Annotated in this window: 18 protein-coding genes; 11 read left to right on the forward strand and 7 right to left on the reverse strand. The window is 36.7% G+C overall.

The features are described 5' to 3' along the window. Positions 1 to 53: 53 nt before the first annotated feature. The 3 genes from CQZ94_RS20000 to CQZ94_RS20010 all read left to right on the forward strand — a co-directional run bounded on the left by CQZ94_RS20000 (position 54) and on the right by CQZ94_RS20010 (position 1,772). Entirely contained in the window at positions 54 to 1,046 is a 993-nt protein-coding gene (locus CQZ94_RS20000) for a potassium channel family protein (RefSeq protein WP_142395878.1), read from the forward strand. Between the two features lie 6 nt (positions 1,047 to 1,052). Continuing rightward, positions 1,053 to 1,340 carry a YwdI family protein gene (locus tag CQZ94_RS20005; RefSeq protein WP_105586773.1) on the forward strand — a complete coding sequence of 96 codons (288 nt, stop codon included), beginning with the start codon at positions 1,053 to 1,055 and terminating at the stop codon, positions 1,338 to 1,340. Positions 1,341 to 1,403: 63 nt separating this feature from the next. Further along, on the forward strand, positions 1,404 to 1,772 hold the full coding sequence (locus CQZ94_RS20010; protein ID WP_000688314.1) for a DUF423 domain-containing protein: 369 nt from the start codon (positions 1,404 to 1,406) through the stop codon (positions 1,770 to 1,772). Positions 1,773 to 1,803: 31 nt separating this feature from the next. Here the strand turns inward: CQZ94_RS20010 and gerQ are convergent, their stop codons facing one another. The 4 genes from gerQ to hemQ form a co-directional block, all read right to left on the reverse strand. Continuing rightward, on the reverse strand, positions 1,804 to 2,241 hold the full coding sequence (gene gerQ, locus CQZ94_RS20015; RefSeq protein WP_105586774.1) for a spore coat protein GerQ: 438 nt from the start codon (positions 2,239 to 2,241) through the stop codon (positions 1,804 to 1,806). A gap of 27 nt (positions 2,242 to 2,268) precedes the next feature. Continuing rightward, on the reverse strand, positions 2,269 to 2,691 hold the full coding sequence (gene cwlJ / locus CQZ94_RS20020; protein ID WP_000538162.1) for a cell wall hydrolase CwlJ: 423 nt from the start codon (positions 2,689 to 2,691) through the stop codon (positions 2,269 to 2,271). Between the two features lie 174 nt (positions 2,692 to 2,865). Continuing rightward, complete coding sequence (locus tag CQZ94_RS20025; protein ID WP_142395879.1) at positions 2,866 to 4,143, reverse strand: serine hydrolase; 1,278 nt, start codon at positions 4,141 to 4,143, stop codon at positions 2,866 to 2,868. 193 nt (positions 4,144 to 4,336) lie between these two features. Next, complete coding sequence (gene hemQ / locus CQZ94_RS20030) at positions 4,337 to 5,080, reverse strand: hydrogen peroxide-dependent heme synthase (RefSeq protein ID WP_105586776.1); 744 nt, start codon at positions 5,078 to 5,080, stop codon at positions 4,337 to 4,339. Between the two features lie 277 nt (positions 5,081 to 5,357). Between hemQ and pta the strand changes: the two genes are divergently transcribed. Next, positions 5,358 to 6,329, forward strand: a complete 972-nt coding sequence (pta, locus tag CQZ94_RS20035; protein ID WP_002016367.1) for a phosphate acetyltransferase — start codon at positions 5,358 to 5,360, stop codon at positions 6,327 to 6,329. A gap of 69 nt (positions 6,330 to 6,398) precedes the next feature. Here the strand turns inward: pta and lipL are convergent, their stop codons facing one another. Together lipL and CQZ94_RS20045 are read right to left on the reverse strand one after the other, a co-directional pair. Beyond that, positions 6,399 to 7,244 carry an octanoyl-[GcvH]:protein N-octanoyltransferase gene (gene lipL / locus CQZ94_RS20040; RefSeq protein WP_105586777.1) on the reverse strand — a complete coding sequence of 282 codons (846 nt, stop codon included), beginning with the start codon at positions 7,242 to 7,244 and terminating at the stop codon, positions 6,399 to 6,401. 281 nt (positions 7,245 to 7,525) lie between these two features. Then, positions 7,526 to 8,218 (reverse strand): RsfA family transcriptional regulator, encoded by a 693-nt coding sequence (locus CQZ94_RS20045; RefSeq protein WP_105586778.1) that lies wholly within the window; start codon positions 8,216 to 8,218, stop codon positions 7,526 to 7,528. Positions 8,219 to 8,507: 289 nt separating this feature from the next. Here CQZ94_RS20045 and CQZ94_RS20050 point away from each other — a divergent pair, with 289 nt between their 5' ends. From CQZ94_RS20050 to CQZ94_RS20075, 6 genes are all read left to right on the forward strand, one after another. Then, a complete protein-coding gene (locus CQZ94_RS20050) occupies positions 8,508 to 8,732 on the forward strand; it encodes a YuzB family protein (RefSeq protein ID WP_000526076.1) in 225 nt (74 codons plus the stop codon). Positions 8,733 to 8,966: 234 nt separating this feature from the next. Further along, positions 8,967 to 10,022: a FecCD family ABC transporter permease gene (locus CQZ94_RS20055; RefSeq protein ID WP_002123699.1), complete on the forward strand. Its 1,056-nt coding sequence runs from the start codon at positions 8,967 to 8,969 to the stop codon at positions 10,020 to 10,022. Then, the gene (locus CQZ94_RS20060) at positions 10,019 to 11,035 is read left to right on the forward strand and encodes a FecCD family ABC transporter permease (protein ID WP_105586779.1); all 1,017 of its coding nucleotides are present in this window, start codon (positions 10,019 to 10,021) and stop codon (positions 11,033 to 11,035) included. Before CQZ94_RS20055 ends, CQZ94_RS20060 begins: the two co-directional genes overlap by 4 nt. 15 nt (positions 11,036 to 11,050) lie before the next feature. Further along, positions 11,051 to 11,863: an ABC transporter ATP-binding protein gene (locus tag CQZ94_RS20065; RefSeq protein ID WP_000212073.1), complete on the forward strand. Its 813-nt coding sequence runs from the start codon at positions 11,051 to 11,053 to the stop codon at positions 11,861 to 11,863. Between the two features lie 202 nt (positions 11,864 to 12,065). Next, entirely contained in the window at positions 12,066 to 13,004 is a 939-nt protein-coding gene (locus CQZ94_RS20070) for an ABC transporter substrate-binding protein (protein WP_002113112.1), read from the forward strand. A gap of 145 nt (positions 13,005 to 13,149) precedes the next feature. Beyond that, the gene (locus tag CQZ94_RS20075) at positions 13,150 to 14,454 is read left to right on the forward strand and encodes an HD domain-containing protein (protein WP_105586780.1); all 1,305 of its coding nucleotides are present in this window, start codon (positions 13,150 to 13,152) and stop codon (positions 14,452 to 14,454) included. Positions 14,455 to 14,493: 39 nt separating this feature from the next. On the opposite strand, the gene CQZ94_RS20080 is transcribed toward CQZ94_RS20075, so the two are convergent. Further along, positions 14,494 to 14,679, reverse strand: coding sequence for a 2-hydroxymuconate tautomerase (locus CQZ94_RS20080; protein WP_001147171.1), 186 nt, complete (start codon positions 14,677 to 14,679; stop codon positions 14,494 to 14,496). Between the two features lie 112 nt (positions 14,680 to 14,791). Here CQZ94_RS20080 and CQZ94_RS20085 point away from each other — a divergent pair, with 112 nt between their 5' ends. Then, positions 14,792 to 15,466 carry a site-2 protease family protein gene (locus tag CQZ94_RS20085; RefSeq protein WP_105586781.1) on the forward strand — a complete coding sequence of 225 codons (675 nt, stop codon included), beginning with the start codon at positions 14,792 to 14,794 and terminating at the stop codon, positions 15,464 to 15,466. Positions 15,467 to 15,480: the final 14 nt, after the last annotated feature.

Here is a 15,480-nt window from a genome sequence, read left to right on the forward strand (position 1 = left end):
ATTTCATTTCCTTTGGCAAAGATTGTAGATAGAGAAAAGAGTTGAAATATAATATGAATGCACGTAAGCAATTATGGATAGCAGTTATATGTATGACCTTTGTTGTAATTCTAGGAACGCTAGGATTTATGACAATTGAAGAGATTAGCTTGTTTCAAGCATTTTGGATGACGATGATTACTGTATTAACGGTTGGATATGGTGATGTAGTGCCTGTAACACAGGCAGGGAAATTTTTTGCGCTCCTTATTATACCTGTTGGCGTCGGTATCGTTACGTATGCAATGGGGGTAGTAGCAGCTATGATCATTGAGGGGAATTTATTTCATGCAGTGCGGAGGAAGAAGATGGATAAACAAATAGCACAGTTACAAAATCATATTATAGTATGCGGTTGCGGAAGAGTAGGGCTTCAAGTTGTACATGAATTACAGGAAAAGAAAATTCCATTTGTAGTTGTGGATAAAGATGAAAGTATATTCGAACAGGAAAAGCTTCTATATGTACATGGAGATGCAACTGAAGATCAAGTGTTACATAATGCCGGAATTTCGAAGGCAGCGGGTCTAGTGGCTATCGTAGCAAACGATGCTGAAAATGTATTTATTACATTAACGGCAAGAGGGCTTAATGAGGCAATTAAAATTGTAGCAAGAGCTGAAAAGCTAGAAACAGAAGAAAAATTACGGCGCGCTGGTGCAAATAAGGTTATTAATCCATCTAGTATGGCAGGAATTCATATCGCAAAAGGTATTGCGAATCCGTTAACAGTTCATTATATTGATACAGTATTGTATGGAATAGAGCAATCATTTGTAATCGAAGAAATTCAAGTTGGTAAAGATTCTATCTTAGCCAGTAAATCGTTACTAGAGAGTAATGTGAGAAATCAATTTGATGTAACGATTTTGGCGATTTTAAGAGATGGGGATATTATCCATAATCCAACGGGGCAGGAAAAACTGCAAGAACATGATATGATAATAGTATTTGGTTCAGTAGAGAAACTGGGGCAATTTGAGAAAGAACTACAAAGTAAGAGGTGACAAGGAATGCAAGTATCTAGCGATAAGGTTTTAAATAAAATGGCGAGTGAAATTGCAAAGGCAAAAAGTAGTGAAGGACAAAAATCAAAAGAGCATTTATTAGTTGTGCGTGCATTATGTGATTTATTATTAGATGAACAAGTTGAGCCTTCTACGTATAGAGAACCACAAGTTCAATCACAAATAATCGGATCTCAGCCCATAACAACAGCTCAACCGGTTATGCCAGTTTCTGGAGAACCTGTGTATATAAAAGAAGAAGGTGCAAATGGTAATTCTTTATTTGATTTTTAAGGATTAAATCGTTTGGATTATATGTGAAAATTGCTTATGATAAAAATAAAAAGGGGAATTAAGATGAAAATTTTCTTTTTACTAGGTTGTATTGCAGCAGGATTATCTGTTGCATTAGGGGCTTTTGGAGCACATGGTTTAGAAAATAAAATTTCTGCAAAAATGTTAGAAGTATGGAAGACGGGCGTTACATATCAAATGTTTCATGCAGGTGGCTTATTTGTAGTTGCTCTATTAATGGACAAAATGCAATCATCACTTTTAAGCGCTGCAGGTTGGCTTATGGTAGCTGGGATTATTATGTTCTCAGGTAGTCTTTATGCATTAAGTACGACAGGTATTAAATTCTTTGGCCCAATTACACCTCTTGGTGGTGTGGCGTTTATTGTGGCGTGGATTTTAGTCGGAACTGCAGTTGTAAAAGGGTTATAAAAAACAAAAGCTGGCATTTGCCAGCTTTTTTTTATGGTCTTGGAGCATAAGTTGCTTGTTGACTAGGTAAATACGTAATTTCTCCTGGGAATTCTACATAATCTAAGTAAATCATTAATAGTAAAAATCGTTTTCCAGATTTTGGTTCGCTAATAACGATATGATCACGGCCAGCTGCCTCGATAATCCCTGTATAAGATTGTGTACCGAGCGAACTACCACGTTCATAAGTCATTACAACTGTAGCTGGCTTACCCTTGTTTAAACGAAGGATATTTTCAATATAAGATTGCTCTAGTGGCAACATCCCTTGAGAAACCGCAAGTTGAGCTTGTGCGACTTGTTGTTGCATTGCTTGCTGTTGTTGTTGTTGCTGCTGTTGTTGTGGGGTCATTTGTTGCGGTTGTACGTAAGTTCCGGATGGTTGATAAAAACCTGTTCCATAATACGGGTTTTGTTGCTGTGCCATTCAAAAATCCCTCCTCATTTTCATTCCTTAATATACGCCTGGACAATCCTCACCAGATGGCTGGAAGAAGCAGTGCTTTTTAAAGCGACCAGAATTTTGTTGGTCATACCAAGTTGGTGGACAAGGGCCTTCAGGTCTAAAGAACCATAAGGAAAAGTTGGCGGGCCAAAAACGTTGTCCTTGAATGGTCCGTCTTGCTAATGCGATATCTTGCTCTCTCGCTCGCTGATAAAAATATCCTTTTTGAGTTGCCTCAAAACCACCAGGATTTTGATAAACCATTTGACGTAAATTACGTATTTTTTTAAAATCTAAACAATTTCCGCGGACACGATTTACCCCAACGTTTCCGACCATTAACATTCCTTGTTGCCCTTCTCCTTCGGCTTCAGCACGCATCAGTCTAGCTAATAACTTTACATCTTCTTCGTTATAAGCAATAACACCCATTATGTGTCACCTCTCTTTTTGGAATACCTTTTGGAAAGAGGTTTATGTCTAGATGAAGTGTGGAACAATTACTAGTTCATACGTATGAGAAAAAGGACTCGGATATGACAACCAAACGAAGTTTTACATTGAGAGAAGAAAATAAAAAAGCTAGCGTGGGCTAGCTTTTTATCATTAAAATATTTTGGACCATAAGTTTGAGAAGAAATCGCCAATTGAACGCATTGTTAATACGAACCAATTTGCTTTTTCTACTTCTTCAGTCGTTTTTGCAGTAACTTTTATACTTTTATTTCCGTCTAAGAAACCATATTTATCAGTTGATTCTAAGACGATTGAACCTGCCTTTGTATCTTTCTTAATAGGAGCAACTAAATGCCCATCTTCAGCAAGTGATTTATCTGCTTCAGTAGAAATTTTGTAAGGTGAGTTGCTACCTTTTGCAGTAACTACTGTCACTTCTTTTTCTGGTGCAACTGTTACGTAGTCTTCTTTTCCTTTTACTACAGAAATTTTGTTATTTTTATCTACTTTTAATTTCTGTTTTTCGAAGTTATTAAATCCATATTCAATTAATGCGCGAGATTCTGTGAAACGTTCGTCCATTGATTTCGTTTTAATAATAACAGAAATAAGACGTAAGTCACCGCGTTTTGCTGTAATAGTGAATCCATAACCAGCGGTATCAGAACTTCCTGTTTTTAAACCATCTGCTCCTTCATAAGAGAAAGCGGCACCTGGTAACATCCAGTTCCAATTTTCCATACGAATTGGTTTTGGATGATTATCTGGGAAGTTTCTAAATCTTTGTTTTGTATCCTCTAGCATTTCTGGATACTTTGTAATAATTGTTTTTGAAAGAATACCCATATCGCGAGCTGACATGGAGTTTTCTCCATTCGGATCAGTTCCTTCAGGATGTTTTCCTTTTAAATCAGCGTTGTTTAACCCAGTAGCGTTTACAAATTTATATTTCTTTAACCCTAGTTTTTTTACATGTTCATTTGCAAGATTTAAGAAGTTCTTTTCATTTCCTGCAAGTAATTCTGCTAAAGCAATACTAGATCCATTCGCAGAGAAGATAACGATAGAATGATATAATTCTCTTACAGTATATTGGCGTCCCTTTTCGAACGGTACGTTAGAGAATTCATTATTACGTGAAACTTCATAAGCGTAATCAGAAATGTTTACTTTCGTATCCCAAGTGATTTTTCCTTCTTTAATTGCTTCTAATACGGCATAAACAACAATTAATTTTGACATACTAGCGATAGCTAGTAATTCATCTGGATTTTGTTCATGCAGTATTTTTCCTGTATCTGCATCAAATAGAAGTGCAGCAGCTGCCTCTATATGTATTTTTTCTTCCGCATGGGATGTTGTTACTCCTAAGGAAGAAAATGACAATAGAAACGCTAGTAAAATAGACAAGATTTTCTTCATATACATTATCACCTTCGCATCGTTATTAGCATATAGCCCGTACCATTTTAGCATAAATTTGGATGTGAAAAGGTTACAATCTTACAAGAAATTTGAAAAGAATTTGTCGATTTTTGTTCAAATTTGCAGAGAAAAGAAGGTTTTTGCAGGTAAATGTAGAGGATAATAAAAAAAGGAACGAATTTCGTTCCTTTTTTTATTATATGCGTAAAAATGTTGTTACTTTTTCGCTTGATAAAATGTTTCCGACAAAGAATGTTCCAAATTCACCGTAGCGAGCACTTACTTCATCGAAGCGCATTTCATATATAAGTTTCTTAAATTGAAGGACATCGTCAGCAAATAATGTTACGCCCCACTCAAAATCGTCAAATCCAACTGATCCTGAAATAACTTGGCGCACTTTACCTGCGTATTGGCGACCGATTTTGCTATGACTGTACATAAGTTTCTTACGTTCATCCATAGGAAGCATATACCAGTTATCATTACCTTGGCGACGCTTATCCATTGGATAGAAGCAAATGTGATTTGCTTTCGGTAACTCAGGATATAAGCGAGCTAAGACTTGTGGGTTTTGGTATGGGTCTTCATCAGCTGGAAGATAGTTGCTTAGTTCAACAACAGATACGTAAGAATATGCAGGAACTAAATATTCAGCTAATGTTGTTTTATTTAATTCTGTTTCGATTTCATTTAACTCTTCCATTGTTGGACGTAAAATCATAAGCATAATATCTGCTTTTTGACCAACAACTGTATACATTGCATGACTGCCTTTTTTTGCAGTAGCTACTTCGTTCCATTTTTCAACGACATTTAAAAATTCAGACACTGCTTGTCCGCGTTCGTCACTAGATAATGTTTTCCATGCTGCCCAATCAATAGAACGTAAATCATGTAAACAATACCAGCCATCTAACGTTGTTGTTGCTTCACTCATTCTATTCACCTCAGTTAATGATATTTTACACGTTAACTATAGCATATATAGGATTAAAAACATCTACATAAAGTTTCGGTGCATAAAACTGTCACATTTATATTTACTGGAAAACGGGAGAAAATAAGGCTTAAGTAGGCTTTATTTTCCGGCTGAATTTTATGAAAATATAATCATTTTCATTTTATCTATTTTTTGGGAGCTATAAGTTTAAAATATAGCTGAAAAGAAGTATTCTTAAAGGTAGAGTTTTTAACATTTGTAGGAGGGTTTATTCGTGAGCAATTTATTTACAGCAGTAAAAGAAAAAGTTCAAGGAAAAGGCATTTCTATCGTACTTCCTGAAGGAACTGATGAAAGAATTTTAGGCGCTGCAGAGCGTTTAGCAAAAGAAGAGCTAGTAAAACCAATTTTAGTTGGTAATAAAGAAGAAATTAGCGCAAAAGCTGCTAGCATGAACTTAACATTAGCAGGCGTTGATATTTACGATCCAGCTACATACGAAGAGATGGATGCAATGGTAGCATCTTTCGTTGAACGCCGTAAAGGTAAAGCAACGGAAGAAGATGCTCGTAAAATTCTTAAAGACGAAAACTACTTCGGTACAATGCTTGTATACATGGGCAAAGCACAAGGTTTAGTAAGTGGTGCAGCTCACTCTACAGCTGATACAGTTCGTCCAGCACTTCAAATTATTAAAACAAAACCAGGCGTTACAAAAACTTCAGGCGTATTCATCATGGTACGTGAAGAAGAGAAGTATGTATTCGCGGATTGCGCAATTAACATTGCACCAAACAGCCAAGATTTAGCTGAAATTGGTATCGAAAGTGCGAAAACTGCTGAACTATTCGGTATTGACCCACGCGTTGCTATGTTAAGCTTCTCTACAAAAGGTTCTGCGAAATCTCCAGAAACAGAAAAAGTTGTAGAAGCAACTCGCATTGCAAAAGAAATGGCTCCTGAATTAACTTTAGATGGAGAATTCCAATTCGATGCTGCGTTCGTACCATCTGTAGCTGAGAAGAAAGCTCCAGGTTCTACAATTAAAGGTGATGCTAACGTATTCGTATTCCCAAGCTTAGAAGCTGGTAATATCGGCTACAAAATCGCTCAACGCTTAGGTAACTTCGAAGCAGTAGGACCAATCTTACAAGGTTTAAATATGCCTGTAAACGACCTATCTCGTGGATGTAACGAAGAAGAAGTGTACAAGTTAGCTTTAATTACAGCAGCTCAAGCACTTTAATTCTATAACGAATTGATATGAAAAAAGACCACCCTATTTCTTCTGAAATGAGGGTGGTCTTTTTGATTTCTATTTTTCTAAACCAAGTGCTTTATTATTACGATCAATAATACGTTGTAAATTCATCTCGTATAAAGGAACTTCATCTACTGTTAGCTGAGATGGTGTTAACTTTGGAGCGAATTGTTGCAACGTTTTTAAAAGGCGCATCATTAAATCTTGCACTGTAATTGTTTCGCCAAGTAATTCAGATAGTGAAGCCATCGTACTCGGCACAATTTCAGGGTACGTAAATCGTGTTTCTTCGCCTTGAATTGCTACGTTGTAAAAATCACGAACGAGTGCGGCACGCTCAGATCCGCTTCCTGTCGCACATAAGTAAATTTGTACAGCAACGCCTCCGCGAATACGACGCTGAGAAATACCAGCAAATTTTTGATCGCGAATGCTCAAATCATAGCTACCAGGACAATAAGAACCAACAATTTCTTTTGCCTCGATAGTAACATCGTAATCTTTTAACATTTCCTTAATTAAATGCCACATCGTATCGTATCCAAGATCGATGTCGATACCTTTTTCTGTTTCTTGGAATAAAAGTGATATGTTTAAAACACCTTCATCAAGTACGACAGCAAGTCCACCGGAATTACGAACGATAACATTGAAGTCGTTTTCTTTTAAAAAGGAAATACCTTCTTCTAAATGTGGTAGGCGCGAATCTTGAATGCCAAGAACAATTGTATTGTGATGAACCCAAGAGCGCATTGTTGCAGCGGATAGACCATTTCCAATACTTGTGCATAACGTGTCATCCATTGCAAATGACTGAAGTGCATGGAATGTTGGTCCTAAACTAGACTGATCCGCAATACGCCACTCTGGCTGAGATAAAATCGAACGAGAATTGCTCATATAACTAACCCCTTATTTATAAAATGACAACCTCTATTATAGCAAAAAATGAAGAAAAGGGTTTTCTCGGATATAAAGTGAAACTTTAATCAGTGGGGGTTTTGTTCATCCCCCACTGATTATTAGCCTTCACCAATCGGGCGTTTACGGGCAGCCCGACTCCCACCTAACTTCTTTGCTCCAGCTGAATTTTGAGGTGGGAGTTTTACTGCCCGCAAATAGCGGGATAAAGGGGAATTTTGAAGTGAAAGAATAAAAAGGATGCATTGCATGCATCCTTTTTATTCTGCAATTTTTTCTAAGTTACCATTTCGATCCATTCTGAAAGATGTTTGTGGGCGTTCCTCATCATCCATTACTGCTAATTTACGAGCGCGGTTCATAATATTCATAAGTGTTTCGTAATCCTCTTGTACAGTATGAGATTGTTGTTCTAATTTTTCTAGTTTATTTTCTAGTTCTTCACTTCGCAGTATTTGCGCTTTAATTTCTTGTTTCAATCTCGTATTCTCGTTTTCAAGAGCTGTTACTTTTATATTTGAAGATCCAACTGTTTGTAGAAAGTAAATAACATCTTGCATTGTTATTGAGTTTTTTGAAGCAGGAACAGTCGGCTCTTGATATGGAATAGCTTCTGTATATTGAACAGCTGTTTCATACGGTACGTGTTCTTCATAATCAGTTATCGCCCCTGAAGCTGGTGGTGTATAAAGTAAACGTTTTTTTGCCTGTTCACCGCCCGCAGCACGCATTTTATCTTTACGGTGTTTTTTTGCTAGTTGAAGAGCTTGTTCATAGCTATAGCGAACAACAGCATTCCAGCGGAAACCACAAGCAGCAGATGTGCGATTTAACTGATCTCCTACTTCTTCAAAAGCATTTAATTGAGTACTTCCTTCTCGAACATGGCGAAGCACTGTTTCAGCAAGTAATAAATCGTCCTCGTCTGTCCAAGCGTCTTGTCTTACTTTCATAGATTCAACTCCCTTTCTTTTTATGAACTTCCTATTTTTATAATGGGCAAAAAAATGAGCTTTTATACAAAGCTTTTAAAAATATGGTAGATTTCAATGAAGAGAAGAAATGTGGCTATGAATGATGAAAGCTTTTGAAGGAGAAAATATAAAAAATAGGTAGCCTTATATAGGAATAGAGCTACGCCCGGAGACTTGCAACAAGCTTCAAAGAGCGGTAAAATACCATTTAGTGTTTATTTTTAAATGTACTTGTGAAAAGTTTAAAATAGAGGAAGTGTTATATATAATGGGAAACGAATTTCGTGTGTGCGATGATTGTCAGGCGACGAACGTTAAAACGCTGATTCCGAAGTTAAAAAAAGTAGATTCATGTGCAACGATTGAAGTTGGATGTCAGTCTTACTGCGGTCCTGGTCGTAAAAAATCATTCGCATTTGTAAATAATCGTCCAGTTGCAGCTCCAACAGAAGATGAATTAATTACAAAAATTGAAGTAAAGTTAAATAAGTAAGAAAAAGAAGAGTGAACAGATTACTCTTCTTTTTTTATGCCCATGAGATAGTGCTTTGTATGAGTTCGTATTTCAAAATAATGGTTGACAGCCTTTTGGGGCGCTAGGTAGAATAGAAAGTATGATTCTGATAATCATTATCATAAAAAGTTCAATTCACCTAATTTTTTTATTACTATTTGAGAATAAATTTCATTTTATTAAATATATGTTGTTGGTTAGGATGGTTGAGGGATGGAAGCGAGCGCAAGGAGTATAGAGCAGCAAGATGTGAATGTTAAAGAGATTAAGAGCAGACCACTCGTTGCTTCTATTATTTTAATAGCGGGCACAATTTTGTTAGCTTTAAGCATGGCAGTTTCTATTTCGTTTGGTGCAGCAGATATTAGTTTAAAGACCGTTTGGCAAGCTGTATTTCAGTTTGATGGGTCTATAACGCATCATAACGTAATTAAAGAACTTCGCATGCCTAGAGCAATAGGGGGCGTAGTTGCAGGTGCCTTTTTAGCGGTATCAGGAGCAATTATGCAAGGTATGACACGAAATCCACTTGCATCCCCATCGTTAATGGGGATTACAGATGGTGCTGTATTCGGGATTGCAATTATGTATGCATTCTTCCCTAATTCACCTTATTTAATGTTTGTTATCGCATCTTTTATTGGAGCTGCGTTTGGAGCGAGCATTGTATACGGTATTGGGTCTTCTTCACCAGGTGGGTTAACGCCTGTGAAATTAGCTTTAGCTGGTGCGGCAATTAGTGCTTTATTAGGGGCAATTTCATCTGGAATTGCATTGTATTTCAACCTTGCCCAAGAGGTAAGTATGTGGAATGCAGGCGGTGTTGCCGGAGTGAAATGGCAAAGTATTAATATGTTAGTACCGATTGGTCTTGTTTGTCTCGTTATAGCAATTATGATGTCGAGATATATTACAATTTTAAGCTTTGGTGAAGAAATTGCGATTGGACTTGGTCAAAATACGACATTAATTAAATTTATCGGAACAGTACTTGTTCTTGTATTAACAGGTTCTGCGGTTTCTATGGCAGGATCAGTTGGATTTGTTGGACTTGTAATTCCGCATATGACTCGTTTCCTTGTAGGCTCAGACTATAGATGGGTTATTCCATGTTCTGCAGTCTTAGGTGGATTGTTAATTGAATGTGCAGATATGTTATCTCGCGTTATTAATCCACCATTTGAAACGCCAATTGGAGCAATTACAGCGCTAATTGGAGTTCCATTCTTCCTCTACTTAGCACGTAATGAAGGGAGAGGAAAAATGTGAGGACGAGCGTCTTAACAAAAAAGAACGTTTCTATTTTAACGATTTTAGTAGGATTAATTGTTGCTGTATTTTTAGTAAGCTTAAATACAGGAACATTTAAAATACCTCCAATAGATGTATTAAAGTCATTGGTTGGATTAGGTGCAGAAGATCAATCTGTTATTTTATTTGAATTTCGTATGCCACGTATGGTTATTGCTATATTAGTTGGTTCTGCATTAGCTATGTCAGGTGCAATTTTGCAAGGGTTATCACGAAACCCACTTGCTGATCCAGGTATTATAGGTATTAACGCGGGAGCGGGATTAACAGTTGTTGTATTCGTTTACTTTTTCTTTGGAAAAGTTGGAACTGGTACATTTTTATCTGTATTTATCCTGCCATTCTTCGCGCTAGTTGGTGCGATATTAGCAGCGGTTATTATTTATTTACTAGCATGGAAAGACGGCGTTTCATCCACTCGATTAATTCTTGTTGGTATCGCTGTTGCAGCCGGATTTGGTGCTGTTAGTTTAATTTTTTCTATGAAGATGACATCTAACGACTTCCGTTTTGCAACGATTTGGTTGGCAGGAAGTTTATGGGGAACAGATTGGAAGTTCGTACTAAGTGTACTCCCATGGATGGTTATTTTCTTACCACTTGCCATTAGTAAAGCGCACATATTAAATGTAATGAATTTAGGCGACTCTACAGCAGTTGGCCTTGGTGTAAACGTAGAAAAGGAAAGACGTAAATTATTATTTATTGCAGTTTGTTTAGCTGGTGCATCTGTTGCCGTTGCGGGCGGCATTGGTTTTATCGGTTTAATGGCTCCGCATTTAGCGAGAAGCCTCGTTGGTGGAAAGCATCAAATTATGTTACCAACGGCTGCATTAATAGGAACGTTCTTGCTTTTATTTGCAGATGTAATTTCAAGAAGTGTGTTACCAACTTCAGAAATACCGGTCGGTCTTGTTATTTCTGTAATTGGCGCACCATATTTCATATATTTACTTATGAGGACAAAATAAAGGGAGGCTTTTTGTATGGCAACTTTAGCAGTTGATGCGGTATCTGTTGGTTATAATGAAGGGTTAATTATAGATGGATTAACAGTTGAAATTCCGGAAGGGCAAATTACAACGATTATTGGACCAAATGGTTGTGGGAAATCCACATTATTAAAAACGGCTTCTCGTATTTTGAAAGCAAAACGAGGTACTGTTTATCTTGATGGAAAAGCAATTGAGAAACAGCCAACGAAAGAAATCGCAAAGAAAATGGCGATTTTACCACAAACTGCAGAAGTGCCAACAGGCCTTACTGTGTTTGAACTTGTTTCATATGGACGTTTTCCTCATCAAAAAGGATTTGGAACATTGAAAGAAGAGGATTATCGCTACATTCATTGGGCACTTGAAGTGACGGGGATGACAGAATTCGCAAATCGTCCAGCAGAAGCTTTATCAGGTGGTCAGCGTCAACGTGTATGGATTGCGATGGCTCTTGCACAAGGAACAGACTTACTCGTGTTAGATGAACCAACAACATACTTAGATATGGCTCATCAACTTGAAGTATTAAACTTACTGAAGAAGTTAAACAAAGAAGAAGGCAGAACGATTGTTATGGTTATTCACGACTTAAATCATGCTTCTCGTTTCTCAGATCATATGATTGCATTAAAAGCTGGGAAGTTAATGAAACAAGGAACGCCAGATGAAGTTATGACAAGTGAAACGCTTCGAAATGTATTTGAGATCGAAGCTCAAATCGTTCCATGTCCAGTAAACTGTAAACCAATTTGTTTAACATACGATTTAGCGATGATTAATAATCAATTGCGTAAAAAAGCATAATTAATAGAATTTCCCCCTCTTAAAGAGGTAAGAGGGGGAGTTCTAATGGACGTTGAGCTTCTTACCTATGGATGGGAAGTTGAACGCCCGTTAGAACGGGCTATAAACAACAATTAATAAAAATATATTAATTAAATGTTGTTTTCGTTTCTTATAGTTAAATGCAAATTATAAGAGAAATACAGCTAGAAGGAGTGGGGATATGAAGAATTTTAAAATGGCACTGTTAGCAATGGTACTAGTTGTTACTTCTGTACTATTTGCAGCTTGTTCTAACAAAGAAGAAGAAAAGAAAGCAGATGCGAAGGTTGAAGAGCGCACTGTACAACATGCAAAAGGGGAAATTAAAATTCCTGCAAATCCAAAGAAAATTGCTGACCTTAGTGGTTCAACAGAAGAATTATTAATTTTCGGTATGAAACCGATTATTACTGCAAATACAACACAAGAAAAAATTGATGGACATATTGCAAAGAAATTAGAAGGTGTGAAACCAGTAGGTTCTGCTTGGGGCGATAAAATTAACATCGAAGCAGTAGCTGCTGCAAAACCAGACTTAATTCTTGTAAACAATCGTCAAGAAAAGATTTATGATCAATTATCTAAAATTGCACCAACAGTTATGTTAAAAACTCCATTAGACCAATGGCGTCCAAAATTCGAAGAAGTAGGTCAAATCTTCGGTAAAGAGAAAGAAACAAAAGAATGGTTCAAGCAGTATGATGAAAAAGCAAGCAAATTACATGACAAAATCATCGCTAAAACTGGCGATGCAACATTCATGAAAATGGCTGCATATCCAAATGCTTTCCGCGTATACGGTGACTACGGTTACGGTAGCGTAATCTTTAATGACTTAAAGTTACCAGCAGTTAAAGGTACACCAACTGATAAACCGCTAGTACAAGTACAAAAAGAAGCTTTAATCGATTACAACCCAGATTACTTATTCGTATTTACAACTGGTGACGGTTCTCAGCGTCTAAAAGAATTCCAAGAAGAATCAATTTGGAAAAACATGAACGCTGTTAAAAATAATCACGTATTCACAATTAGCAATGAAGATCTAAACAAAGGATACTTCCCACTAGGTAAAGAAATGATCTTAGACGAAGTTGCTGAATTTGTTTTAGGAAAATAATATATAAAGAAAAATCACTTTTACGTCGGTAAAAGTGATTTTTCTTTATATAACAGGAATTAATATAGTCTTTCATTTCTTTCTGTTTCCTATATCGTTTATAATATATAGTAAGAATGCAGTAAAGAAAGGGGGATGTCGGAAAGTGGTATATTTAAACGACAAACTCAGCGAAACAAAAGTGTTTAAAGACCCAGTACATAAATACGTACACGTGCGTGATCGCGTTATTTGGGATTTAATCGGAACGAAAGAATTTCAACGCTTGCGCCGTATTAAGCAGCTTGGAACGACATTTTTTACATTTCACGGTGCAGAGCATAGTCGCTTTACTCATTCGTTAGGTGTGTATGAAATTATTCGTCGTATGATTGATGATGTGTTTGATGGCAGACCAAATTGGAATGCTGAAGATAGATTATTGTGTTTATGTGCGGCATTGCTTCATGATGTCGGTCACGGCCCGTTTTCTCACTCGTTTGAAAAAGTATTTTCGTTAGATCATGAGAAGTTTACACAAAAGATTATCGTTGGTAATACGGAAATTAATGATGTGTTAAGCCGTGTTGATAAGGATTTCCCGCAAAAGGTAGCAGATGTCATTGCGAAAACATCTACTAATAAACTAGCGATTAGTATGATTTCAAGTCAAATTGATGCTGATCGTATGGATTATTTATTAAGGGATGCTTATTTCACAGGTGTAAAGTATGGCAACTTTGATATGGAACGTATACTGCGCGTAATGCGTCCATATGGGAATCAAGTCGTCATTAAGAATAGTGGTATGCATGCTGTAGAGCATTATATTATGAGCCGTTATCAAATGTATTGGCAAGTATATTTCCATCCGGTAACGCGTAGTGCAGAAGTTATTTTAACGAAGATTTTGCACCGAGCTAAATCATTGCATGAGAAGTATTATGCGTTTAAAAATCATCCTGTTCATTTCTATTCTTTATTTGAAGAAGAGGTAACAGTAGAGGATTATTTAAAGTTAGACGAGAACGTAATGTATTATTACTTCCAAGTATGGCAAGACGAAGAAGATCCAATTTTAAGTGACTTATGCCGCCGTTTTATGAATCGAAATCTATTTAAATATGTAGAGTTTACTGATAAGCACGGTTTAGATAATTGGATGGAGCTAAGTAGCTTATTTAAAAAGATTGGACTCGATCCAGAGTATTATTTAGTTGTTGATTCAACATCAGACTTACCGTACGATTTTTACCGCGCAGGAGAAGAAGAAGAGCGTCTGCCAATCTTACTTCTTATGCCGAACGGAGAACTTAGAGAGCTTTCACGTGAATCGGATATTGTTGAGGCGATTACGGGTAAGAAGAGAACGGATCAAAAGTTATTCTATCCGCATGATTTAATCTATGAAGATGGAAGAAAAGGAAAATATAAAGAGAGAATTATCGAGTTGTTAGAAGGAAAGAAATAAGAAGCAGCTAAGAGCTGCTTCTTATGAAAAAACTTGAAATTATTTGTCGCTTAAGCGTTTTCCGCCAACTGCATAATGGTTTTTAGACATTTCTTCGATGAAAACAACGATGTTTTCTTCAGGAGCACCAGTTGTTTCGCTTACTGCTGCTGTTACTTTCTCAGCAAGAGCTTTCTTTTGTTCCTCTGTGCGTCCTTCTAGCATTTTCACTGTTACGTATGGCATGTACAATCGCTCCTTTTATGTAAGTTACACTCTTATTATAGCGGATTATGAGGAAGAACAATCGGAAAAACAAATAATTTCTTTTTTTGACATATGGAAGAGGAGATGAGTTATGGATCAGTTATTTAGATACCCGTTGCACCAAATTCCATTGGTAGCAATGGCGATTATTATTGCGCTATCTGTGCATGAATTTGCACATGCGTATGTTGCATATAAATTTGGAGACGATACAGCGAAAAAACAAGGACGGTTAACGTTATCACCGATGGCTCATTTAGATCCTATCGGGATGATTGCTGTATTAATTCTTGGATTCGGTTGGGCAAGACCGGTGCCTGTTAATCCGTATAACTTTAAAAGACCGCGTCTTGCGGGAATATTAGTTTCTATCGCGGGACCGATAAGTAATCTTATCTTAAGCGCAATTGGTTTAATTATTTGGTATAGCTTAATAACATTTGGTGTGTTAGATACGATTCCACCTGCAGTAGCAGATACGCTGGGTCAATTCTTCCAAATTTTTATTATGCTTAATATTGTTTTACTTGTATTTAACTTATTACCAATTCCGCCACTTGATGGATATCGCGTTGTGGAAGATTTAGCACCAGCAAATATTCGTGTGAAAATGACACAGTATGAAAAGTATGGATCAATTGCGTTATTAATTCTTGTTATTACACCGCTTAGCAATTACACAATTCAGCCTATTTTCAATGTTGTTATTCCATATGTATTAGTATTTTTACAAAGTATCATTGCGCCTATTTTCGGGCTTTTATAATCATTAAGCGAGGA

Source organism: Bacillus sp. MYb209, assembly GCF_002975175.1.
GTDB lineage: Bacteria > Bacillota > Bacilli > Bacillales > Bacillaceae_G > Bacillus_A.

Coding starts and splice junctions, on each gene's coding strand:
- CQZ94_RS20000 (WP_142395878.1), top strand. CDS start 54: ATGAATGCACGTAAGCAATTATGGATAGCAGTTATATGTATGACCTTT.
- CQZ94_RS20005 (WP_105586773.1), top strand. CDS start 1,053: ATGCAAGTATCTAGCGATAAGGTTTTAAATAAAATGGCGAGTGAAATT.
- CQZ94_RS20010 (WP_000688314.1), top strand. CDS start 1,404: ATGAAAATTTTCTTTTTACTAGGTTGTATTGCAGCAGGATTATCTGTT.
- gerQ (WP_105586774.1), bottom strand. CDS start 2,241: ATGGCACAGCAACAAAACCCGTATTATGGAACAGGTTTTTATCAACCA.
- cwlJ (WP_000538162.1), bottom strand. CDS start 2,691: ATGGGTGTTATTGCTTATAACGAAGAAGATGTAAAGTTATTAGCTAGA.
- CQZ94_RS20025 (WP_142395879.1), bottom strand. CDS start 4,143: ATGTATATGAAGAAAATCTTGTCTATTTTACTAGCGTTTCTATTGTCA.
- hemQ (WP_105586776.1), bottom strand. CDS start 5,080: ATGAGTGAAGCAACAACAACGTTAGATGGCTGGTATTGTTTACATGAT.
- lipL (WP_105586777.1), bottom strand. CDS start 7,244: ATGAGCAATTCTCGTTCGATTTTATCTCAGCCAGAGTGGCGTATTGCG.
- CQZ94_RS20045 (WP_105586778.1), bottom strand. CDS start 8,218: ATGAAAGTAAGACAAGACGCTTGGACAGACGAGGACGATTTATTACTT.
- CQZ94_RS20050 (WP_000526076.1), top strand. CDS start 8,508: ATGGGAAACGAATTTCGTGTGTGCGATGATTGTCAGGCGACGAACGTT.
- CQZ94_RS20055 (WP_002123699.1), top strand. CDS start 8,967: ATGGAAGCGAGCGCAAGGAGTATAGAGCAGCAAGATGTGAATGTTAAA.
- CQZ94_RS20065 (WP_000212073.1), top strand. CDS start 11,051: ATGGCAACTTTAGCAGTTGATGCGGTATCTGTTGGTTATAATGAAGGG.
- CQZ94_RS20070 (WP_002113112.1), top strand. CDS start 12,066: ATGAAGAATTTTAAAATGGCACTGTTAGCAATGGTACTAGTTGTTACT.
- CQZ94_RS20080 (WP_001147171.1), bottom strand. CDS start 14,679: ATGCCATACGTAACAGTGAAAATGCTAGAAGGACGCACAGAGGAACAA.
- CQZ94_RS20085 (WP_105586781.1), top strand. CDS start 14,792: ATGGATCAGTTATTTAGATACCCGTTGCACCAAATTCCATTGGTAGCA.